Origin of the sequence: Amycolatopsis tolypomycina (assembly GCF_900105945.1) — a bacterium.
Taxonomy (GTDB): Bacteria; Actinomycetota; Actinomycetes; order Mycobacteriales; family Pseudonocardiaceae; genus Amycolatopsis; species Amycolatopsis tolypomycina.
On the sequence record NZ_FNSO01000004.1, the window covers coordinates 541216 to 564630 of the forward strand.

A 23415-nucleotide genomic window follows, 5' to 3' on the forward strand; every position below is an offset into this window, starting at 1 on the left:
TCTTCCCTACGGCGCCGACTGCCGCCGCGAGCTGATCACGCCCGTGTTGAACCCGGCCAGGTGCAATCCACCGGCGAACCGCGCGTGCTCGATCTTGACGCACCGGTTCATCACGACGTCCAAGCCCGCCGCGCGCGCCCGGTCGGCCACCGGCTCGTGCCACAACCCGAGTTGCAGCCACAGCGTCCGCGCGCCGGCGTCGATGACCTCCTCGGCCACCTGCGGCAGGTCGTCGTGCCTGCGGAAGACGCTGACCAGGTCCGGTTCGCCCGGGACGTCCTTCAGCGACGCGTACACCGGCTTCCCGAACAGCGTGTCCAGCCGCGGGTTGACGAAGGTGACCTCGTAGCGCGTCGACGACAGCAGGTAGGTCGCGACGAAGTAGCTGGGCCGCGCCGGGTTGGCCGACGCGCCGACCAGCGTCACCGACTTCGTCCGCCGCAGGATCGCCCGCCGCTCGACGGCGCCGACGTCGTACGTCATCCGGCCACCGCCTTGCCGAGCGCCTGGTCGAGGTCCCAGAGGATGTCGTCGACGTCCTCCAGGCCCACCGACAGCCGGATCAGGTCGGGGCCGACGCCCGCGGCCGCGAGCTGCTCCTCCGACAGCTGGGCGTGCGTGGTCGACGCCGGGTGGATGACGAGCGTCCGCGCGTCGCCGACGTTCGCCAGGTGCGACAGCAGCTCCACCGACTCGACGAACTTCTCGCCCGCCGCGCGGCCGCCGTCGATGCCGAAGGAGAACACCGCACCGGGTCCCGCGGGCAGGTACTTCCGCGCGAGGTCGTGGTGCGGGTGCGACGGCAGCCCGGCGTAGGACACCCAGGCCACCCGTGGATCCGAGTGCAGGTGCTCGGCGACGGCTTTGGCGTTCGCGACGTGCGCGTCCATCCGCTGCGGGAGCGTCTCGACCCCTTGCAGCAGAAGAAAAGCCGAGTGCGGCGACAGGACCGCGCCGATGTCACGCAGCTGCTCGGCGCGCAGCCGCGTGCAGAAGGCGTACTCGCCGAAGTTCTCCCAGTAGCGGAGGCCGCCGTAGCTGTCGACGGTCTCGGTCATCCGCGGGAACTTCCCGTTGCCCCAGTCGAACGTCCCGGACTCGACGACGATCCCGCCGAGCGTCGTGCCGTGGCCGCCGAGGAACTTCGTCGCCGAGTGCAGCACGATGTCGGCGCCGTGCTCGATCGGGCGGCACAGGTACGGCGTGGCGAGGGTGGCGTCGACGACCAGCGGGATGTCGTGGGCGTGCGCGAGGTCGGCCAGCGCGGCGAGGTCGGCGATGCCGCCGCCGGGGTTGCCGATGACCTCGGTGTAGAGCAGCCGCGTCCGGTCGGTGATCGCGGCGGCGTAGTCGTCGATGCCGCCGCTGACGAAGGTGGTCTCGACGCCGAAGCGCCGGAGCGTGCCGGTGAGCTGGGTGACGGTGCCGCCGTAGAGGCCGCTCGCGGACACGATGTGGTCGCCGGCTTCGGTGAGCGCGCTGAAGGTGAGGAACTCGGCGGCCTGCCCGCTGGCGGCGGCGACCCCGCCGATCGCCCCTTCGAGACTGGCGATCCGCTCTTCGAAGGCAGCCACGGTCGGGTTCCCGATCCGGCTGTAGACGTTGCCGTACTTCTGCAACGCGAACAGGTTCGCGGCGTCGGCGGCGTCTTCGAAGACGAAGCTCGTGGTCTGGTAGATCGGGACGGCCCGGGCGCCGGTCGCGGGGTCGGGCGTGCCGCCCGCGTGCAGGGCGCGGGTGCGGAAGCCCCAGCTGCGTTCACTCATCGCAGCCCACGGTAACCGCAGAATCCCCCGGATGACACGCCTCTCAGGGCGTGGGCGCGGCTACGCTCTGAGTCCGTGACGGTGCGCTGGAGCGTGACGATCGACTGCGCGGACCCCCGCGCGCTGGCGAGGTTCTGGGCGGTCGCCCTCGGCTACATCGAACGGCCGCCCCCGGCCGGGTTCGCGAGCTGGGAAGCGTGGTTCGCCGAGCACGGCGTGCCCGAGGCGGAGTGGGACGACGGCGCGTACCTGACCGACCCGGAGGGCGTCCTGCCGAGCCTGAGCTTCCTCAAGGTGCCCGAAGGCAAGGTCGCGAAGAACCGCCTCCACCTGGACGTCCAGGCCGGCGGCGGGCGCGACGTGCCGTGGGAGACGCGCTGGGAGCGGGTCGTCGAGGCGGTCGCCCGGCTCACCGCCGCGGGGGCGAACGTCCTGCGCGAACACCGGCTGGACGGCCGTCCCGACCACTTCGTGATGGCGGATCCGGAGGGCAACGAGTTCTGCGTGCTGTGAACCGGGTCAGCTCCGCCACGGCAGCACCCGGCCGAACCGGACCAGCTCGCCGTAGGTCGCCGGATCCGGCTCCGCGAACACCAGGTCCAGCACCGCCCGTGCGGCCTCGTCCGGCGTCTGCGCCTGGCTGAAGTCGCTGAACCAGGGCCGCGACGCCCGCGTGTCGACCAGGCCGGGGCAGACCGCCGCCACCAGGGTGCCCTCCGCCAGGTCGGCGTCCCGGCGCTCGGCCGCCACCGCGCGGACCGCCGCGACCTGGGCCACCTTCGACGGCACGTTGATCCACTCCGGCCAGCCCGCCGCGGCGGCCGTGCCGTCGTGGATCGCCGCGCGCCAGTCCTCGACCGCCTTCTCGACGTCGTCCAGCGAGACGCCGTCGAAGCGCGGCCGCAACGGCTCGGGCAGGTGGTTCAGCGTGCCCAGCGAACTGGCCACGACCAGCAGCCGCCCGCCCGGCCGCAGCACCGGCCCGAACGACCGCAGCACCGCGTGGGTGCCGCCGTTGGCGACGTCGATGAAGACGTCGGCCTGCTCGGCCTGCGGGCGGCCCGGGTCGAGCGGGCCGATGGCGTTCGAAATCACGATGTCGGCCGGCTCGGCGAAGCGCGCGACCGCGGCCGCGTCGGAGACGTCGAGGACGTGGCCTTCGACGCGGCTGCGCGTCGCGGGATCGGCGGCGACGGCGGCGGCCGCCGCGGCCACCCGGCCGGCGTCGCGGCCGGTGAGCAGCACGACGTCTTCGGGCGCGAGGCGGGCGGCGAGCCCGCGGACGAGGGCGAAGCCGAGGCCCTGGTTGGCCCCGGTCACCACGGCGATGCGTGTCATACCCGCACGCTAAGCCGGTCCGAGCCATGCGAACAGCGAGAATCGAGCAACCCTGGTATGCGTGAACGTCATGGACTTCGGCGACGTCACCCTGCTCGCCCTGCGCGTGTTCCGCGAGGTCGCCGAGCGCGGTACCCTGACCGCGGCCGCGACGGCGCTCGGCTACACGCAGTCCGCGGTGTCGCGGCAGATCGCGTCGCTCGAACGGGTCACCCGGACGCCCGTGCTGGAACGGCGGCCCGGCGGCGTGCGCCTCACCGCCGCCGGGAACGTCGTGCTGCGGCGGGCCGTCGCGGTGCTCGACGAGATCGACGCCGCCGGGCGCGAGCTGGCCGGGCTGCCCGCCGACGCCGGGACGGTCCGGCTGGGCTGGTTCCCCAGCGCGGGCGCGGTGCTGGTGCCCCGCGCCGTCGCCGAACTGCGGCGGACACACCCCGCGGTCACCGTCGTCACCCGGGAAGGCACGACACCGGTCCTCGTCCGGGCGCTGCGCGCGGGCACGATCGACCTGGCGGTGCTCGGCTCGGCCCCGCCGTTCCGCCCGCCGGACGCCGAGACGCCCGCACTGCGCCTGGAGACGCTCGCCGAGCGCACCCTCTGCCTCGCCGTGCCCGCGGGCCACCCGCTGGCGGGCGCCGGCCCGGTCGACGTCGCGGACCTGCGCGGGCAGCGCTGGATCGCCGCGCCGTCGGCGGGGGAGGGGACGCTGATGGGCGTGTGGCCGGGCCTCGACGAGCGTCCCGAGATCGCCCACACCGCCCGCGACTGGCTGGCGAAGCTGAACCTGGTCGCCGCGGGCTGCGGGCTGACGACGTTGCCCGCCTCGCTGGCCGAGGCCGTGCCGCCGGGGGTGCGGGTGCTGGCCGTGCGCGGTGGCCCGGCCGAGCGGCGGCGGGTGGTGCTGGCGCGCCTCCCCGGCCCGGTGCCCGAACCCGCGGCGCTGCTGGCCGACGTCCTGCGCCGCGTCGCCGCCGGATGACCCGGATCACTCCCGTTCCGGTCACATCGGCCGCCGCCGTGGGGTCTACTCCTACGACGGCGAACGGAAGGAACCGGACACAGTGGACGCGTTGACCGAGCGGTTCGAGCAGGAGCGGCCGCGGCTGCGGGCGGTCGCCTACCGGATGCTGGGTTCGGCGGCCGAAGCCGACGACGCGGTCCAGGAGGCCTGGCTGCGGTTCCACCGCACCGACGCGAGCGAGATCGACAACCTCCCCGCGTGGCTGACCACGGTGGTCGCCCGGATCTGCCTGTCGCTGCTGCGCACCCGCCGCACCCACCGCGAGGAGCCCCTCGACGGGCAGCCCGAGCCGGACGACGACCGCCGCGACCCGGAGCAGGAGGCCGAACTCGCCGACTCCGTCGGGCTGGCGCTGCTCGTGGTCCTCGACGCGCTGGGCCCGGCCGAGCGCGTCGCGTTCGTGCTGCACGACATGTTCGCGGTGCCCTTCGACGAGATCGCGCCGGTGATCGGCAAGACCCCGGCCGCCACCCGGCAGCTCGCCAGCCGCGCCCGTCGCCGGGTGAAGGGTGGCGAGGCGGCCGACGCGGACCTGCCCCGGCGCCGCAAGGTCGTGGAAGCCTTCCTGGCGGCGTCCCGCGGCGGTGACTTCGAAGCCCTCCTGGCCCTGCTCGACCCGGATGTGGTGCTGCACGCCGACCGGTTCGCCGGCCCGAGCCCGGCGCCGATCGTGCTGCGCGGCGTCGAGAGCGTGCGCCGCGGCGCGATTCTGGCGTCCGAACGGGCCCGTGCCAGCGAGCTCGCCCTGGTCGACGGCACGCCGGGCCTGCTCATGGTCCGCGAGGGACGGCTCGCGGTGGTCCTGAAGTTCCAAGTCGACGCCGACCGCATCACGGGCATCGAGGTCATCGCCGATCCGGAGCGGCTGGCCGCGCTGGAGCTGGCGGTGCTCTAACCCAGTGCGGCGCGAAGGCGTGCTTCGCGCTCTGACGGTGTCTGACGCGGGCAGCTCACGCACTTGGGGTTGCCGACTTCGTAGATCAGGCAGCACGAAGCGCGCCGTACGGCGGGGGTGCGGCCGACGCGCACGAAGCGCGGCTTCGGCAGGCCCAGGTCGATCGCGGCGACCAGGGGCTCGGCGAGGGCCATCGCGCGTTCCGGGTCGGGCGTCCAGAGCAGCCGGTTGCCGATGGAGTCGGTGGCGATCGCGCCCAGCGCCCGCTCCCGCGCCCCGCTGACGGCGGCGATGGTGGCGATCGCCGTGCCGAGGGCGCCGGTGAGCGCGGCGCCGAGCTCGGGGAGGCCGCCGTCGAGGGCGCGGGTGGACCGGGCGCCCAGGAACCGCCCGTCGGCGACGAGGTCGAGCTCCACGGCGTCCAGCGACGGATCCACCGGCTGCCCGGCCACCAGGCCTGCCACCGCCGGGGCCACGAGGACCGACGACAGCGAGTACCACCAGATCGTCCCCAGCACCTCGGGCCGCGCGCAGCCGTAGAGCTTCGCCGCGCCGCCGATGCGGGCCCGCACCCAGTCCTCGTCCGCGAGCCGGGCGGCCGACACGGTCCAGTCGGGCTTCACCCCTTCCTCCGGTACGTGGAGACGGTGAACGACAGCGTGACGGCTTGCGGCTCGCTCAGCGCGTCAAGGCGTTCCCGGCGGCCGTCGCGGTCCAGGTGGAACCCCGCCGGCCCCATCTCGACGGCCTGGCGCACCTGCCGCGGCGTCAGCTCGACCTCGCGCCGCACCTCGGTGCGCCCGGTGCGCGTGAAGTACTCGCCGAGGGTGGCGTCGAGACGCTCGTCCTTGCGCTCGTCGACGGCCAGGACCAGGTCGCCGAGCTCGCGCAGGTGGTCCGGGGCGGGCGCGGCGACGACCAGGAGGCCGTCCGGCCGCAGCACGCGGTGGAACTCGGGGCCGTTGCGCGGCGCGAAGACGTTCAGCACGACCGACGCCACGCCGTCGCCCACCGGCCACGGCTCCCACAGGTTCCACACCGCCGCGCCCAGCCGCGGGTGGGCCCGGGCCGCCCGCCGCAGGGCGACCGCCGAGACGTCCAGCGCGAGGCCGTACGCCTCCGACGCCTCCAGCACGCGCGCGAGGTAGTAGCCCGTGCCCGCGCCGGCGTCGACGACCAGTCCGCCGGCCTCCGCGCAGACGCGGGCCAGTTCGTCGGCGAGGGGTGCGTAGGCGCCCGAGGCGAGGAAGTCCGCGCGCGCCGCCACCATCGGCGCGGTGTCCGCCGTCCCGGCCGGGATTCGCGCGTGCAACAGGTTCACGTAACCCTGTCGCGCTAGATCGAAAGAGTGGCGGTTCCCGCAACGCAGCGTGCGTCCCGCTGCGCCGATCGGGTCACCGCAGACCGAACACCGCAAGGCCGCCACCACCGGGGGTGGCAGTGGGTCATTCCCGTGGTCGGCCGGTGTCATGGAGGTATTCGACCACGACGTTTCGCAACCGGACACTCCAGGAGGGGTCCTGGGAAACCTGGCCGTAACAACGGGGCGCGGACAGTTCACGCGGGCGAAACCTCACGAGCCGCCCCGTGAAACACCGCGCGCCAAAACTGCCAACGCACGAACCCAGGGCACGGGAGGACGATGTGCTGAACGCAGGAGACACCGCGTGGGTATTGGCCAGCGCCGCGCTGGTCATGCTCATGACCCCAGGACTGGCGTTCTTCTATGGCGGCATGGTCCGCGCGAAGAGCGTCCTGAACATGCTGATGATGAACTTCATCGCGCTGGCCGTCGTGGGGGTGCTGTGGGCCCTCTACGGGTTCACGATGTCCTTCGGCGACGACGCGTTCGGAGGCTTCCTCGGTAACTTCCACTTCGCCGGGCTGGAAAACACCTTCGGCAAGCTCGCCGGCTTCGCGGTCGCCGCGACCGACACCACGCCGGCGGTCGCCTGGCCGGGTCCGGACGGCCTGCCCGTCCTCGCGTTCGTGATGTTCCAGCTGATGTTCGCGATCATCACGCCCGCGCTGATCTCCGGCGCCATCGCCGACCGCGCGAAGTTCTGGGGCTGGACGCTGTTCGTCGTCGTCTGGGTGACGGTCGTGTACTTCCCGGTCGCGCACTGGGTGTTCTCCTTCAACGGCTTCATCGGTGAGAACTCGGTCGGCGGCTGGATCGCCAACAACCTCAAGGCACTCGACTTCGCCGGTGGTACCGCGGTCCACATCAACGCCGGTGCCGCGGGTCTCGCCCTCGCCATCGTGCTCGGCAAGCGCAAGGGCTGGCCGAAGGACACCGGCCGTCCGCACAACGTGCCGTTCGTGCTCCTCGGTGCCTCGCTGCTGTGGTTCGGCTGGTACGGCTTCAACGCGGGTTCGGCGCTGGCCGCCAACGACCTCGCCGCCGTCGCGTTCACCAACACCACCGTCGCCACCGCCGCCGCGGTGCTTGGCTGGCTGGTCGTGGAGCAGATCAAGTTCGGCAAGCCGACCACCCTCGGCGCGGCTTCCGGCGCGGTCGCCGGCCTGGTCGCCATCACCCCGGCGTGTGGTTTCGTGAGCCCGCTCGGGGCCATCGCGATCGGCCTCATCGCCGGCGCGGTCTGCGCACTGGCCATCTCGCTCAAGTTCAAGTTCGGCTTCGACGACTCGCTCGACGTCGTGGGCGTCCACCTGGTCGGCGGCATCGTCGGCACGCTGCTGATCGGCTTCTTCGGCACCACGAGCGTCAACGCGCTCGGCGCGGACGGCCTGTTCTACGGCGGCGGGCTCACCCAGCTGGGGCGTCAGGCCGCGGCTGCCGGTGCGGTGCTCGCGTACTCCTTCGTGCTGTCCTTCATCATCGGCTTCGTGATCAAGAAGGCCGGCGGCTTCCGCGTCAGCGCCGAGGACGAGGTCAGCGGCATCGACGAAGCCCAGCACGCGGAGAGCGCCTACGACTTCACCGGGACGGGCGGTGGTCTCGGCCACCCGAACACCATCCCGGTCAAGTCCACCCCGGCCGCGAAACTCGAGGAGAGCAAGGCATGAAGCTCATCACGGCGATTGTCAAGCCGTTCACGCTCGACGACGTCCGCTCCGCGCTGGAGCAGCTGGGCGTACTGGGCATGACGGTCAGCGAGGTCCAGGGCTACGGCCGGCAGAAGGGCCACACCGAGGTCTACCGCGGCGCGGAGTACTCGGTGGACTTCGTGGCCAAGCTGAAGGTCGAGGTCGTCACCGACGACACGAACGTGGAGAAGGTCCTCGAGGCCATCACCACGGCCGCCCACACCGGCAAGATCGGTGACGGCAAGCTGTGGGTGACGCCGGTGGAGACCGTCATCCGGGTACGGACCGGCGAGCGCGGCACGGACGCTCTATAGGCGTCTGGGATGGCCGACGGGGGCGAACTGGTCAAGGCCACCGAGCGCTTGCTCGAGGGCAGGCACGGGAGGCTGGGGGCGTCCGCACTGCGGGCGGCCCTGGTCGACCTCTACGAGTTCTGGCTGGGCAGGGGAGCTTCGGCGGCCGGCGTCGACACCGCGGAACCGGGTGTCGCGCTGGTCGCCGTGGGCGGGCTCGGCCGCCGGGAGCTGGTGCCGTTCTCCGATCTCGACCTGCTGCTGGTGCACAACGGCAACAGCGGCGTCGGCGAGATCGCGGACGCGCTCTGGTATCCCCTGTGGGACGCGAAAGTCGGGCTCGACCACTCGGTCCGCACGCCGGGTGAGGCGCTGAAGGTCGCTTCGGAGGACCTGCGCGTGGCCATGGGCCTGCTCGACGCCCGGCACCTCGCCGGGGACGCCGAGCTGAGCGGCCGCCTGGTGTCCGCGGCGCGCGACCAGTGGCGGCGCACGGCGCGCAAGCAGATCCCGGACATGACGGCGTCGGTCCGGCAGCGCTGGGCGCGCAGCGGCGAGATCGCGCAGTCCGCCGAACCGGACCTCAAGCACGGCCGGGGCGGGCTGCGGGACTTCGCCGTCCTGGAAGCACTGGCCGCGGCGCAGCTCACCGCGCGTCCGGGCGAGGAACTCCTGGAAGCGAAGGGACTCCTCCTCGACGTCCGCACCGAGCTGCGGCGCGAGATCCGGCGCGAACGGGACGTGTTGTCCGCGCCGGAGGCCGAACTGGTCGCCGCCGAGCTCGGCTTCGGCGACCGGTTCACGCTGGCCCGCAAGCTTTCCGGAGCGGGCCGCACGATCGCGTACGCGCTGGACGTCGCGCTCCGGTCCACTGTGGAGCCTCCACGGTCGCGCTTCGGGCGGCGTCCTTCGCGGACGCCGCTGGCGGAAAACGTGGTGCTGCACGGGAACGAGGTCGCGCTGGCCCGCGACGCGGTTCCGGCGAAGGACCCGGCGCTGCTGCTGCGCGTCGCGGCGGCGTCGGCCCGCACGGGCAAGCCGATCGCGCTCGGCACGCTCAAGGCGCTGGCCGAGTCGGCGCCGGAGCTGCGCGCGCCGTGGCCGGCCGAAGCGCTGAACGCGCTGGTCGAGCTGCTGGGCGCGGGCGAAGGCCTGGTCGACGCGGTCGAGTCGCTCGACCGCACGGGCCTGTGGTCCCGGCTGTTCCCGGAGTGGGGCGCGGTCCGCGACCTGCCGCCGCGCTCGCCGGTGCACCAGTGGACGGTCGACCGGCACCTGATCCGCACCTGCGTCGAGGCGGCCAAGCTGACCACCACGGTGTCGCGGCCGGACCTGCTGCTGATCGGCGCGCTGCTGCACGACATCGGCAAGGGCCGCGACGCGGACCATTCCGAGCTGGGCGCCAAGATCTCGGCCCAGGTCGCGGCCCGGCTCGGGCTGTCCGCGGCCGACGCGGCCACGGTGTCGTCGATGGTCCGCCACCACCTGCTGCTGCCGCACACGGCGACGCGGCGCGACATCAGCGAGCCGGCGACGGTGGCGCGCGTGGTGAAGACCCTGGACAGCGACATCGTCCTGGTCGAGCTGCTGCACGCGCTGACCCAGGCCGACTCACTGGCGACCGGCCCGGGGGTGTGGACGGACTGGAAGGCCCGGCTGCTGGCGGAGCTGGTGTCGGGCTGCGAGGAAGTGTTGCACGGCAAGGGGTTCACGGCCCCGTCGCCGATGGACGACGAACAACGCGAGCTCGTCGCCTCGGCGGCGGCGTCGGGCACGGGCGAAATCCGGATCAGCTCGCACGGCAAGGTGGTGACGGTCCTGCTGGCGGTCCCGGCCCGGGCGGAGCTGCTGGCCCCGGCGGCGGGCGTGCTGGCCTTGAATTCTTTGGAGGTCCATTCGGCGGTCCTGCGCGGCCACGACGGCGGCCGGGCGGGGGTGTTCACGGCGTCGCCGAAGTTCGGGTCACTGCCGGACGCGACGTTGTTGCGCGAGCAGTTCGCCCGCGCGGTGGCGGGCACTTTGCCGCTGACCCAACGCCTGGCGGCGAAGGAGCGCGACTACGGGTCGCCGGCTCCGGTGGCGCCGAAGGTGCTGTGGTTCGACGACGAGACGACGGGCCCGGACACGGTGGTCCTGGAGCTTCGCGCGGCCGACCGGATCGGCTTGCTGTTCCGGGTGGCGGGCGCGTTGCGCCGCTGCGGCGCGGAGGTCCGCTGGGCCAAGGCATCAACGCTGGGCGGCGCGGTGGTGGACTCGTTCGCGGTGACACCGAAGAGCGGCCGCATCGAACCGGGCTGGCGCCGCGAGGTGGAGCAGGCAGTACTGGCCGCAGCTTCCTGACCGGCTCGGCCCCAAACGCCCCAATGTGGCGTTGGTTGCGTCCAACGCACCGAACGCCACATTGGGTGCGCTGGATGCACCGAACGCCACATTGGGTGCGTTGGATGCACCGAACGCCACATTGGGTGCGCTGGACGCACCGAACGCCACATTGGGGCGCATGGGGCTAGGCGGGCGCTCCGACCCAGCGGCGCAGGGCCTCGTCGAGGCCCGGCCCGCCGTCCCACACGACGTACCCGTCCGGCCGGACGAGCCGAGGTGCCGCCCCCTCGCGGCCCTCGACCCGTCCGGTCCACCCCGCCGGCACCGCGGCGCCGACCAGGACCGCGCGGCCGTCCGGGCCCGCCGGGTCGTCCGCCCGTCCGATGACCCCCGCGTACGTCACGCCGAGGCCCGACAGCTCCGCGGCGACCGCGCGGCGGGCCTCGGGCACCGCCAGCAGCTCCGTGACCACCGCCCGGACCGCCGCCGCGTCCGGGTCGGGCACGCCCAGCACTGCCTGGGCCCTCGTGCTGACCAGCACCCGCGCCGCGATCGGGTGGCGTTCGTCGTGGTAGCTGTCGAGCAGCCCGTCCGGTGCCGTGCCGTGGACCGTCGCCGCCAGCTTCCAGCCCAGGTTGGCCGCGTCCTGCAGGCCCAGGTTCAGCCCCTGGCCGCCGACCGGGAGGTGGATGTGCGCCGCGTCGCCGGCGAACAGCACCCGGCCGTGGCGGTAGCGCTCCAGCTGCCGGGACGCGTCGCCGAACCGCGACGCCCACAGCACCTCGCCCAGGACGACGTCCGGCCCGTGCGCCGCGGTCAGCGCCCGCTGCACCTCGCCGGCCGTGACCGGCGCGTCGCGGCCCAGCCGGTGCTGCTCCTCGCCGTACACGATCGTGCGGTAGCGGCCCCCGGACAGCGGCAGCAGGTAGCCCGACCCCGACGACGGCAACGTCCAGTCCTCGGCCAGCCTGGCGGGCTTGGCGGCCAGGGTGACGTCGGCGACGACCAGTGAGGTCCGCGCCGGGCGGCCGGGGAACGCGGCACCCAGCAGCGTCCGGACCGTGCTGTGCCCGCCGTCGGCGGCGACCAGCCAGCCGGCCTGGTGCTCGCGGCCGCCCGCGGTGACCGTCACACCCGCGTCGTCCTGGGCGACGGCGGTGACGGCCGCGCCGCGCAGCACCGGTGTGCGCAGCCGGGCCTCGATCGCCGCCGTGACGTGGACCTGCTCCACGCCGAGCTGGTACGGGAAGCGCGTCGGCAGGTCGCGGTAGTCGATCGGGACGCCGGAGAAGTGCCCGGCGGGCAGCTTCGCCCGCACGTGCGGCTCGATCGCCGGGAGCAGGCCCCGGTCGGCCAGCACCTCGACCGACCGCGGCTGCAGGCCGAGGGCCTTCGACTGCGTGGCGGGCTCCGGGGCGCGTTCCAGCACCAGGACGTCGACCCCGGCGCGCTCCAGCTCGAACGCCGTCAGCAGGCCGGTCGGCCCTGCGCCCGCGACCAGGACGTCAGGCATCGAGGTTCTCCTTGCGGAGGTACCAGACGTGCCAGGCGATCAGCAGGCCCAGCGCGCCGAACCAGGCCAGGTTGGTGACCAGCGCGATGAGGTCGATCGGGAGCGCGTAGACGAGCACGACGTGCAGCACCGCGCTGCCCAGCAGCACCGCGCCCCAGGCGGCGGTGTCGATCCGCAGCCCGCGCCGGAACCGGGCGTCGGTGTCCCAGCGGGCCGCCCACGCGTCCGCGCCCTCGGCGCCGCGCTTGACCTCGGCGATCGTGCGGCCGAGCGTCAGCTGCGCGGGACGGCCGACGAAGACCGACACCAGCATCCACGCGCCGAAGAGGCCGCCCAGCGCCGCCGTCCAGCCTTCGCGGATCACCAGCGTGCGCGGGTCGTCCGACAGCAGGCCGAGCACGACCGACAGCACCAGGACGCTGAGCGTGACCAGGGCGACCAGGTCGATCCTGCGGTTGCGGGCGATCGTCCACACCACGTACGGCGCGGCCACCACGATGCCTGCCATCAGCGCCCACCACTGGCTCACGCCCGCGGCACGCAGGCCGTAGAACAGGGCCATCGGCACGATCACTTCGAACACGACGTTCCGCACGTTGGCGCGCACGACCCGCCGCAGCCCGGCGTCGGTTTCCTGCTCGGTCGTCATTCGGGTCCCCCGGTGGATTCGGGTGCGGTCGCCCGCACGTAGAGGTCGGCGAGCTCGCGGCCGATGCGCGTGAGTTCGGCGGGCTCGGGCACGTTCGCCGCCGCGGTGGCGACGACGGCGTCGAGCCCGGTCGTCAAGGCGAGCGCCGTGATCCGGGCGTCGAAGGCGCCGAAGACGCCGGCTGCCTGCCCGGTGCGGAAGTGCTCTTCGAACAGCGCGAGCCGCCCGTCGACGGCGTCGCTCCGGGAGCCGGCGTTCTTGACGAGGTCGATCAGGGCCCGCAGCTCGGTGGCGTGCTCGCCGACGAGCTCGACGTTCGCCTCGACGAAGGCGCGCAGCTGGGCGACGTGCCCGACGGCGGCGTCGATGCGCGGCTGCATGAACGCCCCGGTGATCTCTTCGATCTCGGTGACGCACGCCTTGAGCAGGTCGTCCTTGCCCGCGAAGTGGTAGCTGATCATGCCGGTGCTCGACAGGCCCGCCTGCTTCGCGATCCGGCTGAAGGACGCCTTCGCGTACCCGGCCTCGGCGATCACGGCGATCGCCGCTCGCACGATCTGTGCTCGCCGGCCGGACTCGGTGAAGGTTCTTGCTCGCATGAGCAAAATTTAGCTCAATCAAGCAAATTCGACAAGTCGCCAGGTCAGAGCCCGGATTCGGGGGCTTTGCTCAGGCGGATGCGGTGCCTTCGACGACCTGGTTGCGGCCCGCGTCCTTGGCCCGGTACAGGGCCTTGTCCGCGGCCTGCAGCAGCCGGTCGACGGCCGTGCCGCCGTCCGGGTAGGTCGCGACGCCGATGGAGGCGGACAGGCCGTCGATCGCACGGACGCGGCTGTCGTCCTCGTATTCGACCCGCAGGCCCTCGATCGCCGAGCGGATGCGTTCCGCCACCGCCAGCACCGCGGCCGGGCCGATGTCCGGCAGCAGGACCACGAACTCCTCGCCGCCGAAGCGGCCGACCGAGTCGTAGTCGCGGACGGCGCTCTTGATCGTCGCGGCCACCGCGCGCAGCACCGTGTCGCCCGCCAGGTGACCGTGGCTGTCGTTGATCAGCTTGAAGTGGTCGAGGTCGATCATCAGCACGCCGAACGTGCCGTGCGTGTGGCGCTGCGCCCTGGCCAGTTCGCGTGAAGCGAGCAGGTGCCACCCGGTCGTGTTGAACAGGCCGGTCTTTTCGTCGGTCGTCGCCGCGATCTCCAGCTGCTTGATCAGCACCGCCCGGTGCAGCACCAGCAGCGGCGGCACGATGGCCAGGGTGAGCGCGGGCAGCGTCGCCAGCGTCAGGGCCGTCAGCATGCCCAGGCAGAGCGTCGCGACTTCGAGCAGGTTGTCGCCGAGGCCGCCGAAGAACGCCTTCACCGAGCGGGTCGTGATCGTCAGCGCCGGGATGATGGTGATCGCCGCGACCAGGAAGTACGTCACCGCGGCGAGCGCGATCGCGGTGACCCCGCGCCACCCGGCCGTCAGCGCGGCGGACATGTCGCCGACCCCGAGCCACGCGAGCACCAGGTCGGCCGAGTAGCAGGTGACGACGACGAGCGTGGCGTTCAGCGTCGTCCGGAACGGCGGGACGCGCTTGATCCGCGCCAGGCTGCGCGTGGCGAGGTGCACGTACAGGACGGCGACCAGGGCGGCGCCGAGCGCCGGCGGCAGGAGCAGCACCCCGGCGAACGTCCAGACCGACGTCAGGTTGATGTGCGGGGTGTCCGACACGAGCCGCCGGACGCGTTCGACCTGCCGGCCGAGTTCGGCCTGCAGCACCCCAAGCCCGGCGAGGACGCCGAAGACGGCCAGGTCCCAAGCCCGCACGGGCACGGCCAGCGCCGTCCAGACGGTGGCGGCGAGCGCGACCGACTCGACGAGGAAGCAGTAGAAGATCAGCGATCCGCGCTGCTGCCAGAGGGTCCAGTGAGCAGGGTTCAACGCCCCACGGATCCGTCCCGCGCGGGGTTGGGCCGGACGGGCGCCGTCCATACTCAAGGCGGTGCAACTCCCCTGGGTGATCCGACGATCCGCATCCACCCCACCACACCGGGCGCCCGCGATCGACGGTTGCCACACGTTCGGAGCAGTGAAGGGAGGCCGCCGCCATGCGCAACCGCGAGTCCTGAGCCGTCGTGACCCCCTGTCCGTCCGTGCCGGGAAGGAGAGCCGTCGTGCGCAATCGCGAGTCCTGAGCCCGCTGTGTGTCCTGTTCGTCCGTGCTCGAGAGGAGAGCTGTCGTGCGTAACCGCGAGTCCTGAGCCCGCTGTGTGTCCTGTTCGCCCGCGCCCGAGAGGAGAGCGTCGTGCGCAACCGCGAGTCGTGACCCCGGCCGTACCCCCATTCCGTTCCCGTCCGAGAAAGGAATCGTCACCATGCGCAACCGTGAGTCGTGAACCCTCGTCCGCCGGCCGGGTGGGACGCCTCAGGCGGTCGCGCCGCCGTCGACCACCAGGTCGTGCCCCACGGTGAACGCCGCTTCGTCCGAAGCCAGCCACAGCACCGCGGCGGCCACCTCGGCGGTGGCACCCACCCGGCCCAGCGGAATCGCGTCCTTCAGCCGCTCGGCGCGATCGGCGTCCGTCTCGCCGGGGCGCCGGGACATGTCCGTGTCGGTCGCGCCCGGGCTGACGGCGTTGATTCGGACGCCGTCGGCGATGTGGTCGCGCGCCGCCGTCCTGGTCAGCGCGCTCACCGCGGCCTTCGACGCCGCGTAGGCCGCCATGTTCGGCAGCCTGCCGTGCGCGCCGATGTTCGACGCCATGTTGACGATCGCGCCGCCGCCGTGTGCCCGCATGTGCGCGACCTCGTGCTTCAGGCACAGCCATGTCCCGGTGACGTTCGTGTCGAGCACGGCGCCGAAACCGGCCTCGTCGAGGTCCGCGGCCGGCGCCGGCGCCCCGAGGACGCCCGCGTTGTTGAACGCGACGTCCAGCCCGCCGTGCCGCGCGACGACCGTCTCCACCATCCGCGCCACATCCGCGGAGTCGGTCACGTCGACGGTCACCGCGCTCGCGCCGCCGCCGATTTCCTTGACGGCCGACGCCAGCCGCTGCTCGTCGCGCCCGGCGACGACCACCGTGGCGCCCTCGTCCGCGAACGCCCGCGCCGTCGCCCGTCCGATGCCCGAGCCGCCGCCCGTCACCAGGACGACTTTGCCCGCGAAACGTGCCCCCATCGTGTACCTTCTTTCTGGTCTGATCATTCTCGAATAAGCAGGCGCAGGGCCTGCGAGACGGCCGCGTGCACCCGGTTCGCCGCGTCCGTGCCCTTGCCGAGGACGCGCAGGCCCTGGAGCACGGTGAGCAGGAAACGCGCCAGTGTCGCCGGGTCGCTGTCCTGGGGGAGTTCGTCCTGGGCCTTCGCGCGTTCCAGAGCCATGGTCAGTGCGACCTCGAGGGTGTCCCAGCTGCGTTCCACCACCCGCGCGACTTCGGGATCGTGGGGGAGCAGCTCGATCGCCGCGTTGACGACGAAGCAGCCCATTTTCGTTTCGTCGCCGAGGATCTCCGCCGTGTAGCCGTCGAAAAGACGGCGCACCGCGCCCACCCCGGACCCCGGCTCCGACAGCTGGGCCATCACCCGTGCGTCGGTTCGTTCCGCGTAGCGCTTCAACGCCGTGACGTAGAGGTCGTGCTTCGTGCCGAAGGTGGCGTACAGGCTGGCCTTGGCGACGCCGAGGTGCGTGACGAGGTCGCTGACCGACGTCGCCTCGTACCCCTGCTGCCGGAAGAGCGTGAGCGCGCCGTCGCACGCTTCGCCGACGTCGAACTCCTTGACCCGGGACATGATCGAAACCCTAGCCGTATTGAGAATGATCGGTCAAATATGCGGGCGGCGGTGTGTCGCGTCCGGTGACGCGGCGTGCGGTGGCACTATGGCTGCTTCGACCGGCCCGAGGGGGTGAGCGATGCAGGATCGGCTGACGCTGCCGCCGACCGTCGTCGCCACCCACTTGCGCTCCTGCGCTGAGGAACTCGCCGCCGGACTGCGCTGTGGTGGTCCGGGTGCCACGACGGCCGAGCTCACCGACGTCGTCGCGCAGCTGGTCGCCGGCCAGGAAGCCATCTCCCACGCGCTCGCCGGGCTCGCCGCCCGGGTCGAGGGTGGTTCGGACGCCCTGGCCGCGGCCCCGCCGCTGGATGTCGAGGTGGTCACCGAGGTGCTCCGCGCGGCCGCGATCGCCTCCCGGTGTTCCGCGGAGGCGCTCGACGAGGTCACGCCGTCGTTCGAATGTGTGAGCGAATCCGTCGCGCCTGACACCCGTTTGTAGCTGTCGATCCGCCGCGGCCGCTGTCTAGCCTGGAGCTGCGGAGGTGGCACGGATGCGCGCGGTGTGGACGGGCACGATCGGGTTCGGCAGTTACGCCATCCCGGTGAAGGCGTACAGCGCCACCGAGGAGCGGGAAATCCCGCTGCACCAGGTGCACGAGCCCGACGGCGGCCGCATCCGGGTCAAGCGCGTGTGCGAGGTCGACGGCGCCGAGGTGCCGCCCGAGGAGATGATCCGCGGCTACCCGGTCCCCGGCGGCGACGTCGTCCTGCTGTCCGACCACGAGCTGGCGTCGCTGCCGATGCCGGGCCGCACGATCGCCATCCGCTGCTTCGCGCCGGTGTCCGACGTCGACCCGCTCTGGTTCGCGAAGAGCTACTACCTCGAACCCGAGCCGGCGGGCACGAAGCCGTACGTGCTGTTCAGCGAGGCGCTCCAGCAGTCGGGCCGGCTCGCGCTGGTGACGGTGGCGCTGCGCCGCCGCGAGACGCTGGGTGCGTTGCGGGTGCGCGACCAGGTGATCATCCTGGAAACGATGCGGTGGCCCGACGAGGTGCGCACCCCGGACTTCCCGTTCCAGCACGCCGACGTCGACATCCGCCCGGGCGAGCTGCGGCGCGCGGCGAACCTGGTCGAGGAGCTGACCGGCGAGTTCGACCCGGGCCGCTACCCCGACCGTTACCGCGAGGCCTTCCACGCGTTGGTCCAGGCGAAGATCGACGGCGCCGAGGTGGTCCAGCCGACGGCGGCCGAGCAGGCCGAGGGAGTAACCCGCCTGCTGGCGGCGTTGCAGGAGAGCGCGGCCGACGCGGAGGACGCGCGCAACGCGGCGGTCACGAAGGCCAAGGCGGCGGCGGCGAGGGCCGCGAAGGCGCGCACGACGGCGAAGCGAGCCGCGACACGCACCCGGTCGAAGACGTCCTGAGTATTACTACCCACGGGTAATTGAGGGTTCTCACACTCAACCGGCCGTCCCCGGCGCGGCAGACTTCTCCCTGTCAGCGGATACCGGATCGCTGGCGAGGGGGGAAGTCGGGACGGCCCCTGGGGAGGTGAGCCGTCCAGACGCCAGGGTTCCGGGGCGGGCCGAAGGAGGAGCGGCCCGTTTCCGGAACCCGTCCCGCACCACGGGGAGGTGGCGCGGGGCGCAAGGGGGTGTCCGAAGGCTGCCGTGGAGGGATCGAGGGGTCTCCACGGCAGCTTTCAGGCGTCCGCCACCCGGATCAGCAGGTCGGCGGCCAGCCGGAGCAGCTGCTGCTCCGTCGGCGAGAGCGTCGCTTCGAGCGCGCCGGCCAGCCAGCGTTCGCGTTGGGTGGTGTACCGGCGCAGCACGGCCAGGCCGTCCTCGGTGATGCTGACGCGCGACCGGCGCCCGTCATCGGGATCCGGTGTCCGCTCGATGTGGCCGCGGAGGTCGAGCGAGGCCAGGATGCGGGTGAGCGACTGCGGCTGCAGCCGTTCCGCTTCGGCCAGCTCGGTCGGCGTCTGCGTGCCGGCGCGGTAGAGCCGGCTCAGCACCGCGAGCACCGCCGGGCCGGGGATGTGCCGGTCCGCCTCGGCGCGCATCCGCCAGTTCAGCCGCCCGACGCCTTCGCGCACCCGCCGGGACAGGTCGGCGAGTTCGGCGTCCGCGGTGACCCGCGCGGCGGTCTCGTCAAGGGTCCGGGCCGGTTCGGTCTGCATGGCCCCACATTAGGTGGTTCCCCGCACCAGCCGGGCATAACGCCCTTCGCGCGCCAGGAGCTCTTCGTGTGTTCCTCGTTCGGCGATCCTCCCTTCGTGCAGGACGACGATCTGGTCCGCATGCTCCACAGTGGACAACCGGTGCGCGATCGTCAGCGTGGTGCGGCCCGCGGCGAGCCGGTCGAGCTCGGCTTGCACCGAGCGTTCGGTGCGGGTGTCGAGCGCGCTGGTCGCCTCGTCGAGGATGAGCACCGGCGGGTTGCGCAGCAGGATCCGGGCGATCGCGATCCGCTGTTTCTCGCCGCCGGAGAAGCGATAGCCTCGCTGGCCCACGACCGTGTCGTACCCCGCCGGCAGGCCGGCCAGGGTGTCGTGGATGTGCGCGGCCTTCGCCGCCCGCTCGATCTCGTCGTCCGTCGCGTCCGGCTTGGCGAAGCGCAGGTTTTCCCGCACCGTGTCGTGGAAGAGGTACGTCTCCTGCGACACCAGCCCGACGCCGGCCGCCAGGGAAGCCAGCGTGACGTCCCGGACGTCGGCGCCGTCGATCGTCACCGAACCGCCGCTCACCTCGTACAGGCGGGCGACGAGGTAGGCGAGCGTCGTCTTGCCCGAACCGGTCGAGCCGACCAGGGCCGTCGTGGTCCCGGCCGGGATGTCGAGATCGATGTCCCGCAGTGTCGGTGGGCCGTCTTCGTCGTAGCGGAACGAGACGCCGCGCATCAAGACGTCGCCGCGGCGCACCTCCAGCACGCGCGCACCCGGCTTGTCCGCAATCTCCACCGGCAGGTCCATGACCTCGAAGATGCGGCCGAACAGCGCCTTCGACGTCGCCACGTTCTGCCCGATCGTCTGCATCGCGCTCGCCGGCGCGACCAGCCGGTTGAGCATGCTGGTGAACGCCACGACGGTGCCGAGCGAGAACGGCGTCGCGCCGCCCGCCAGCGCCAGCCCGGCGATCCAGTAGACCAGTGCCGGGATCACTGTCAGGCTCATCGCCCGCGACGCCGTCTGCCAGCGGCCGGCCAGCGCGGCGGCCCGTTCCAGCGACGCGATCTCCCGCGACTCCGCGCCGAACCGCTCGCGCATCGCCCGCTCGTTGCCCATCGTCTTGGCGAGCAGCACCCCGGTGACGGACAGGGACTCCTCGACCATCGTCGTCAGCCGGGCCATCCGGCGGGTCCGGCCGCGGGCCAGGGTCCGCCGCTTCTTGCCCAGCCGCAGCGTGAACAGCAGGAACAGCGGCACGACGATCAGCGACAGCGCCGCCAGCTGCCAGTCGAGCAGGACCAGCGCCACCGCGATGGCGATCGTCGTGGTCGCGTTCTGCACCATCGACCCGGCGGTCGTGGTGATCACGTTGTCCACCCCGCCGATGTCGTTGAACACCCGCGAGAGCACTTCGCCGCTCTTCGTCCGCGTGAAGAAGCCGAGCGACATCCGCTGCAGGTGGCCGTAGACCGACACGCGCAGCTCGTTCATGACCCGCTGCCCGATGGTGTTGGACAGCCCGGTGGTGGCGACACCGAGGGAGCCGCTGCCGACCGCGCAGACGATCATCCCGGCGGACAGCAGGCTGATGAGCAGGGTGTCGCGGTGCGGCAGGGCGTCGTCGAGGATCTCGCGCAGCAGGAACGGCGAGACGACGCCGAGGCCGGCCTGCACGACGATCAGGGTGAACAGCGCGCCGAGCGGCCCGCGGTGCGGGCGGAACAAGCCCGCGATCCGCCGCAGCGGCACCGGTTCGTCGGTGTCGCCGGCCGGTTCGCGGAGGACGGGCGCGGTGGTCATGCACCTATGTTTACTAAAATCCGGCCGAGGCGCCAGCGATTTTCTTGAAATCAACCGGAAGCGTGTCGAACACTGGTTAACGCATGCGTACTAACGTGTGCGTACCCGCGAGGCAGGGACCCGGAGCGACTACCCTCGACAAGGCCGGCCGCGTCCGGCGCGCCACCATCGACCCAGCTGGAGCGTGCACACCCGTGTTCGACACCCTCTCCGATCGGCTCACCGCCGCCCTGCAGACGCTCACGCGCAAGGGCAAGCTGTCCGACGCCGACATCGACGCCACCGCGCGCGAGATCCGCATCGCGCTGCTGGAGGCCGACGTCGCCCTCGGCGTGGTCAAGACCTTCATCGCGAGGATCAAGGAGCGGGCGAAGGGCGCCGAGGTCTCCCAGGCGCTCAACCCCGCGCAGCAGGTCATCAAGATCGTCAACGAGGAGCTCGTCGGGATCCTCGGCGGCGAGACGCGCCGGCTCAACCTGGCCAAGACCCCGCCTACGGTCATCATGCTCGCCGGTTTGCAGGGTGCCGGTAAGACGACGCTCGCCGGCAAGCTGGCGATGTGGCTGAAGAAGCAGGGCCACGCGCCGATGCTGGTCGCCTGCGACCTCCAGCGCCCGAACGCCGTCACGCAGCTGCAGGTCGTCGGCGAGCGCGCCGGTGTCGTCACCTTCGCGCCCGAGCCCGGCAACGGCGTCGGCGACCCGGTCGACGTCGCCCGCCGCGCCATCGCCGAGGCCAAGCACGCGCAGCACGACGTCGTCGTGGTCGACACCGCGGGCCGCCTCGGTGTCGACGAAGAGCTGATGAAGCAGGCCGCGGACATCCGCGACGCGGTGAACCCGGACGAGGTCCTGTTCGTCGTCGACGCGATGATCGGCCAGGACGCCGTCACGACGGCCGAGGCGTTCCGCGACGGCGTCGGCTTCAGCGGCGTCGTGCTCACGAAGCTCGACGGCGACGCCCGCGGTGGTGCCGCGCTGAGCGTCCGCGAGGTCACCGGCCAGCCGATCCTCTTCGCCTCCAACGGCGAGAAGCTCGAGGACTTCGACACCTTCCACCCCGACCGGATGGCGTCGCGGATCCTCGGCATGGGTGACGTGCTCACCCTGATCGAGCAGGCCGAGCAGGCCTTCGACCAGAAGCAGGCCGAGAAGGCCGCCGAGAAGCTCTCCAGCGGCCAGCTCACCCTCGAGGACTTCCTCGAGCAGATGCTCGCGGTCCGCAAGATGGGCCCGATCGGCAACCTGCTCGGCATGCTCCCGGGTGCCGGCCAGATGAAGGACCAGCTGGCCCAGGTCGACGACAAGCACCTGGACAAGCTGCAGGCGATCATCCGCGGCATGACCCCGGCCGAGCGCGAAGACCCGAAGATGATCAACGGCTCGCGGCGGCTGCGCATCGCCAACGGCTCCGGCGTCACCGTCCGCGAGGTCAACGACCTGGTCAACCGGTTCTTCGAGGCCCGCAAGATGATGGCCCAGATGGCCGGCCGGTTCGGCTTCGGCGGCGGAGGCGGCTCGAAGTCCCGCAAGGGCAAGAAGGGCAAGAAGGGCCGCGGCCCCACGCCCCCCAAGGTGCGCGGCGGCTTCCCCGGCGGCATGCCGATGCTGCCCCCGGGCGGGCAGATGCCGGGCGGGATGCCCGACCTGTCGCAGCTCGGCGGCATGAACGACGTCCCGGGCTTCGACCCGTCGAAGTTCAAGCTGCCCAAGAACCCCAAGGACAATTGAGCACCGCGCTCCACGCCGCCGGGGTGATCCTGCCCGGCGGCGAGCCGGGGGAGCTGTGGATCACCGGCGGCCGGATCTCGTTCGAGCCGGTGCCGGACGCCGAGACGCTCGGCCGGGACGTCTTCCTCGTGCCCGGCCTGGTCGACGCGCACTGCCACCCCGGCATCGGCGTCGGCGGGCCCGTGTCGCTGGACGAGGCGACCGAGCAGGCGATCGCCGACCGGAACGCCGGGACGCTGCTCATCCGCGACTGCGGCCTGCCGATCGACGTCCGGCCGCTGCAGCGGCGGGCCGACCTGCCGACGATCATCCGCGCCGGGCGGCACCTCGCACTGGCCAAGCGCTACATCCCCGGCCTCGGCATCGAGCTCGAGGACCCGGAACAGCTGCCGGACGCCGTGGCCGAGCAGGCCCGCGACGGCGACGGCTGGGTCAAGCTCGTCGGCGACTGGATCGACCGCGGGGTGGGCGACCTCGCGCCGCTGTGGCCGGACGACGTCCTCGCCGAAGCCGTCAAGGTCGCGCACGACAACGGCGCCCGCGTCACCGCGCACGTGTTCGGCGAAGCGGCACTGCCGGGCCTGATCGCGTCCGGCATCGACTGCCTGGAGCACGGCACCGGCCTGAGCGCCGGCCAGCTGGCCGAGCTGGCGCGTCACGACGTCGCCCTGGTCCCGACGCTGATCAACATCGAGAACTTCCCGGGCATCGCCGACAAGGCGGGCAAGTACCCGACGTACGCCGCGCACATGCGCGCGCTGCACGCCGGTGTCGGCGAGATGGTCGCTTCGGCCATCGAAGCGGGCGTACGCGTCTTCGCAGGCAGCGACGCCGGGGGCATGGTCGAGCACGGCAGGCTCGTCGACGAGATCGAGGCGCTCCACCGCGCCGGCATGACCCGCGAGCAGGCCCTCGCGAGCGCGTCCTGGGCCGCCCGCGACTGGCTCGGCCACCCCGGCATCGCCGACGGCGCACCCGCCGACCTGCTCGTCTACCCGAGCGATCCCCGCGAGGACCTGGGCGTCCTGCGGCATCCTTCGCACATCGTGCTCGGCGGGGTCGTGTACGCCTAGACCCCGCTGATTTCCTTGCGGGGGCGGCACTTTAGCGT

23 protein-coding genes are annotated in these 23415 nt (G+C 72.4%); 10 read left to right on the forward strand and 13 right to left on the reverse strand.

What is annotated here, in order from left to right; all coding sequences use genetic code 11:
• Window positions 1-6: 6 nt before the first annotated feature.
• Window positions 7-483 (reverse strand): CoA-binding protein, encoded by a 477-nt coding sequence (locus BLW76_RS13165; protein WP_091306739.1) that lies wholly within the window; start codon window positions 481-483, stop codon window positions 7-9.
• A complete protein-coding gene (locus tag BLW76_RS13170) occupies window positions 480-1766 on the reverse strand; it encodes an O-acetylhomoserine aminocarboxypropyltransferase/cysteine synthase family protein (RefSeq protein ID WP_091306741.1) in 1287 nt (428 codons plus the stop codon). Before BLW76_RS13170 ends, BLW76_RS13165 begins: the two co-directional genes overlap by 4 nt.
• A 75-nt stretch (window positions 1767-1841) precedes the next feature.
• Here BLW76_RS13170 and BLW76_RS13175 point away from each other — a divergent pair, with 75 nt between their 5' ends.
• Entirely contained in the window at window positions 1842-2279 is a 438-nt protein-coding gene (locus BLW76_RS13175) for a VOC family protein (RefSeq protein ID WP_167384593.1), read from the forward strand.
• 6 nt (window positions 2280-2285) lie between these two features.
• On the opposite strand, the gene BLW76_RS13180 is transcribed toward BLW76_RS13175, so the two are convergent.
• A complete protein-coding gene (locus tag BLW76_RS13180; protein WP_091306746.1) occupies window positions 2286-3104 on the reverse strand; it encodes an SDR family NAD(P)-dependent oxidoreductase in 819 nt (272 codons plus the stop codon).
• 70 nt (window positions 3105-3174) lie between these two features.
• Between BLW76_RS13180 and BLW76_RS13185 the strand changes: the two genes are divergently transcribed.
• Both BLW76_RS13185 and BLW76_RS13190 read left to right on the forward strand, forming a co-directional pair.
• The gene (locus BLW76_RS13185) at window positions 3175-4083 is read left to right on the forward strand and encodes a LysR family transcriptional regulator (protein ID WP_208613532.1); all 909 of its coding nucleotides are present in this window, start codon (window positions 3175-3177) and stop codon (window positions 4081-4083) included.
• An 82-nt stretch (window positions 4084-4165) separates the two neighbouring features.
• Complete coding sequence (locus BLW76_RS13190) at window positions 4166-5020, forward strand: sigma-70 family RNA polymerase sigma factor (RefSeq protein ID WP_091319345.1); 855 nt, start codon at window positions 4166-4168, stop codon at window positions 5018-5020.
• On the opposite strand, the gene BLW76_RS13195 is transcribed toward BLW76_RS13190, so the two are convergent.
• Window positions 5017-5643, reverse strand: coding sequence for a (2Fe-2S)-binding protein (locus BLW76_RS13195; RefSeq protein ID WP_091306750.1), 627 nt, complete (start codon window positions 5641-5643; stop codon window positions 5017-5019). The two genes, BLW76_RS13190 and BLW76_RS13195, sit on opposite strands and share 4 nt — an antisense overlap.
• On the reverse strand, window positions 5640-6491 hold the full coding sequence (locus BLW76_RS13200; RefSeq protein ID WP_341866486.1) for a putative RNA methyltransferase: 852 nt from the start codon (window positions 6489-6491) through the stop codon (window positions 5640-5642). The genes BLW76_RS13195 and BLW76_RS13200 overlap by 4 nt, the downstream gene beginning before the upstream one ends.
• Window positions 6492-6664: 173 nt before the next feature.
• Here BLW76_RS13200 and BLW76_RS13205 point away from each other — a divergent pair, with 173 nt between their 5' ends.
• The 3 genes from BLW76_RS13205 to BLW76_RS13215 are packed head-to-tail and all read left to right on the forward strand — an operon-like array spanning window position 6665 to window position 10704.
• A complete protein-coding gene (locus BLW76_RS13205; RefSeq protein WP_167384594.1) occupies window positions 6665-8050 on the forward strand; it encodes an ammonium transporter in 1386 nt (461 codons plus the stop codon).
• On the forward strand, window positions 8047-8385 hold the full coding sequence (locus BLW76_RS13210) for a P-II family nitrogen regulator (protein WP_091306756.1): 339 nt from the start codon (window positions 8047-8049) through the stop codon (window positions 8383-8385). Before BLW76_RS13205 ends, BLW76_RS13210 begins: the two co-directional genes overlap by 4 nt.
• A 9-nt stretch (window positions 8386-8394) precedes the next feature.
• Entirely contained in the window at window positions 8395-10704 is a 2310-nt protein-coding gene (locus tag BLW76_RS13215) for a [protein-PII] uridylyltransferase (RefSeq protein ID WP_091306759.1), read from the forward strand.
• Between the two features lie 166 nt (window positions 10705-10870).
• Here BLW76_RS13215 and BLW76_RS13220 read toward each other — a convergent pair whose 3' ends face one another.
• The 6 genes from BLW76_RS13220 to BLW76_RS13245 all read right to left on the reverse strand — a co-directional run bounded on the left by BLW76_RS13220 (window position 10871) and on the right by BLW76_RS13245 (window position 16619).
• A complete protein-coding gene (locus BLW76_RS13220; protein ID WP_091306761.1) occupies window positions 10871-12199 on the reverse strand; it encodes an FAD-dependent oxidoreductase in 1329 nt (442 codons plus the stop codon).
• Window positions 12192-12848 (reverse strand): VC0807 family protein, encoded by a 657-nt coding sequence (locus BLW76_RS13225; protein ID WP_091306764.1) that lies wholly within the window; start codon window positions 12846-12848, stop codon window positions 12192-12194. The genes BLW76_RS13220 and BLW76_RS13225 overlap by 8 nt, the downstream gene beginning before the upstream one ends.
• Entirely contained in the window at window positions 12845-13447 is a 603-nt protein-coding gene (locus tag BLW76_RS13230; protein ID WP_208613282.1) for a TetR/AcrR family transcriptional regulator, read from the reverse strand. The genes BLW76_RS13225 and BLW76_RS13230 overlap by 4 nt, the downstream gene beginning before the upstream one ends.
• Before the next feature lie 70 nt (window positions 13448-13517).
• Window positions 13518-14822 carry a GGDEF domain-containing protein gene (locus BLW76_RS13235; protein WP_091306768.1) on the reverse strand — a complete coding sequence of 435 codons (1305 nt, stop codon included), beginning with the start codon at window positions 14820-14822 and terminating at the stop codon, window positions 13518-13520.
• Window positions 14823-15255: 433 nt separating this feature from the next.
• Complete coding sequence (locus BLW76_RS13240) at window positions 15256-16008, reverse strand: glucose 1-dehydrogenase (protein ID WP_091306770.1); 753 nt, start codon at window positions 16006-16008, stop codon at window positions 15256-15258.
• Window positions 16009-16031: 23 nt separating this feature from the next.
• Window positions 16032-16619 (reverse strand): TetR/AcrR family transcriptional regulator, encoded by a 588-nt coding sequence (locus BLW76_RS13245; protein ID WP_091306772.1) that lies wholly within the window; start codon window positions 16617-16619, stop codon window positions 16032-16034.
• Between the two features lie 121 nt (window positions 16620-16740).
• On the opposite strand from BLW76_RS13245, the gene BLW76_RS13250 reads away from it, so the two are divergent.
• Window positions 16741-17103, forward strand: a complete 363-nt coding sequence (locus BLW76_RS13250; protein ID WP_086838928.1) for a hypothetical protein — start codon at window positions 16741-16743, stop codon at window positions 17101-17103.
• Between the two features lie 52 nt (window positions 17104-17155).
• Entirely contained in the window at window positions 17156-18028 is an 873-nt protein-coding gene (gene ku / locus BLW76_RS13255; RefSeq protein ID WP_208613283.1) for a non-homologous end joining protein Ku, read from the forward strand.
• Between the two features lie 278 nt (window positions 18029-18306).
• Here ku and BLW76_RS13260 read toward each other — a convergent pair whose 3' ends face one another.
• Together BLW76_RS13260 and BLW76_RS13265 are read right to left on the reverse strand one after the other, a co-directional pair.
• Window positions 18307-18786, reverse strand: a complete 480-nt coding sequence (locus BLW76_RS13260; RefSeq protein ID WP_091306774.1) for a MarR family winged helix-turn-helix transcriptional regulator — start codon at window positions 18784-18786, stop codon at window positions 18307-18309.
• Window positions 18787-18795: 9 nt separating this feature from the next.
• Window positions 18796-20574: an ABC transporter ATP-binding protein gene (locus BLW76_RS13265; protein ID WP_091306776.1), complete on the reverse strand. Its 1779-nt coding sequence runs from the start codon at window positions 20572-20574 to the stop codon at window positions 18796-18798.
• A gap of 194 nt (window positions 20575-20768) precedes the next feature.
• Between BLW76_RS13265 and ffh the strand changes: the two genes are divergently transcribed.
• Window positions 20769-22304: a signal recognition particle protein gene (gene ffh, locus BLW76_RS13270; protein WP_091306779.1), complete on the forward strand. Its 1536-nt coding sequence runs from the start codon at window positions 20769-20771 to the stop codon at window positions 22302-22304.
• Window positions 22301-23377 carry an amidohydrolase family protein gene (locus tag BLW76_RS13275; protein WP_091306780.1) on the forward strand — a complete coding sequence of 359 codons (1077 nt, stop codon included), beginning with the start codon at window positions 22301-22303 and terminating at the stop codon, window positions 23375-23377. The genes ffh and BLW76_RS13275 overlap by 4 nt, the downstream gene beginning before the upstream one ends.
• Window positions 23378-23415 lie beyond the last annotated feature (38 nt).

Excerpts from the sequence above, each read along its gene's own strand:
- BLW76_RS13220 (WP_091306761.1), bottom strand. The coding sequence starts at position 12,199 with ATGCCTGACGTCCTGGTCGCGGGCGCAGGGCCGACCGGCCTGCTGACG.
- BLW76_RS13200 (WP_341866486.1), bottom strand. The coding sequence starts at position 6,491 with ATGACACCGGCCGACCACGGGAATGACCCACTGCCACCCCCGGTGGTG.
- BLW76_RS13265 (WP_091306776.1), bottom strand. The coding sequence starts at position 20,574 with ATGACCACCGCGCCCGTCCTCCGCGAACCGGCCGGCGACACCGACGAA.
- BLW76_RS13170 (WP_091306741.1), bottom strand. The coding sequence starts at position 1,766 with ATGAGTGAACGCAGCTGGGGCTTCCGCACCCGCGCCCTGCACGCGGGC.
- BLW76_RS13230 (WP_208613282.1), bottom strand. The coding sequence starts at position 13,447 with ATGCGAGCAAGAACCTTCACCGAGTCCGGCCGGCGAGCACAGATCGTG.
- BLW76_RS13250 (WP_086838928.1), top strand. The coding sequence starts at position 16,741 with ATGCAGGATCGGCTGACGCTGCCGCCGACCGTCGTCGCCACCCACTTG.
- BLW76_RS13215 (WP_091306759.1), top strand. The coding sequence starts at position 8,395 with ATGGCCGACGGGGGCGAACTGGTCAAGGCCACCGAGCGCTTGCTCGAG.
- BLW76_RS13240 (WP_091306770.1), bottom strand. The coding sequence starts at position 16,008 with ATGGGGGCACGTTTCGCGGGCAAAGTCGTCCTGGTGACGGGCGGCGGC.
- BLW76_RS13185 (WP_208613532.1), top strand. The coding sequence starts at position 3,175 with ATGGACTTCGGCGACGTCACCCTGCTCGCCCTGCGCGTGTTCCGCGAG.
- BLW76_RS13235 (WP_091306768.1), bottom strand. The coding sequence starts at position 14,822 with ATGGACGGCGCCCGTCCGGCCCAACCCCGCGCGGGACGGATCCGTGGG.
- BLW76_RS13245 (WP_091306772.1), bottom strand. The coding sequence starts at position 16,619 with ATGTCCCGGGTCAAGGAGTTCGACGTCGGCGAAGCGTGCGACGGCGCG.
- BLW76_RS13210 (WP_091306756.1), top strand. The coding sequence starts at position 8,047 with ATGAAGCTCATCACGGCGATTGTCAAGCCGTTCACGCTCGACGACGTC.
- BLW76_RS13260 (WP_091306774.1), bottom strand. The coding sequence starts at position 18,786 with ATGCAGACCGAACCGGCCCGGACCCTTGACGAGACCGCCGCGCGGGTC.
- ku (WP_208613283.1), top strand. The coding sequence starts at position 17,156 with ATGCGCGCGGTGTGGACGGGCACGATCGGGTTCGGCAGTTACGCCATC.
- BLW76_RS13225 (WP_091306764.1), bottom strand. The coding sequence starts at position 12,848 with ATGACGACCGAGCAGGAAACCGACGCCGGGCTGCGGCGGGTCGTGCGC.
- BLW76_RS13165 (WP_091306739.1), bottom strand. The coding sequence starts at position 483 with ATGACGTACGACGTCGGCGCCGTCGAGCGGCGGGCGATCCTGCGGCGG.
- BLW76_RS13180 (WP_091306746.1), bottom strand. The coding sequence starts at position 3,104 with ATGACACGCATCGCCGTGGTGACCGGGGCCAACCAGGGCCTCGGCTTC.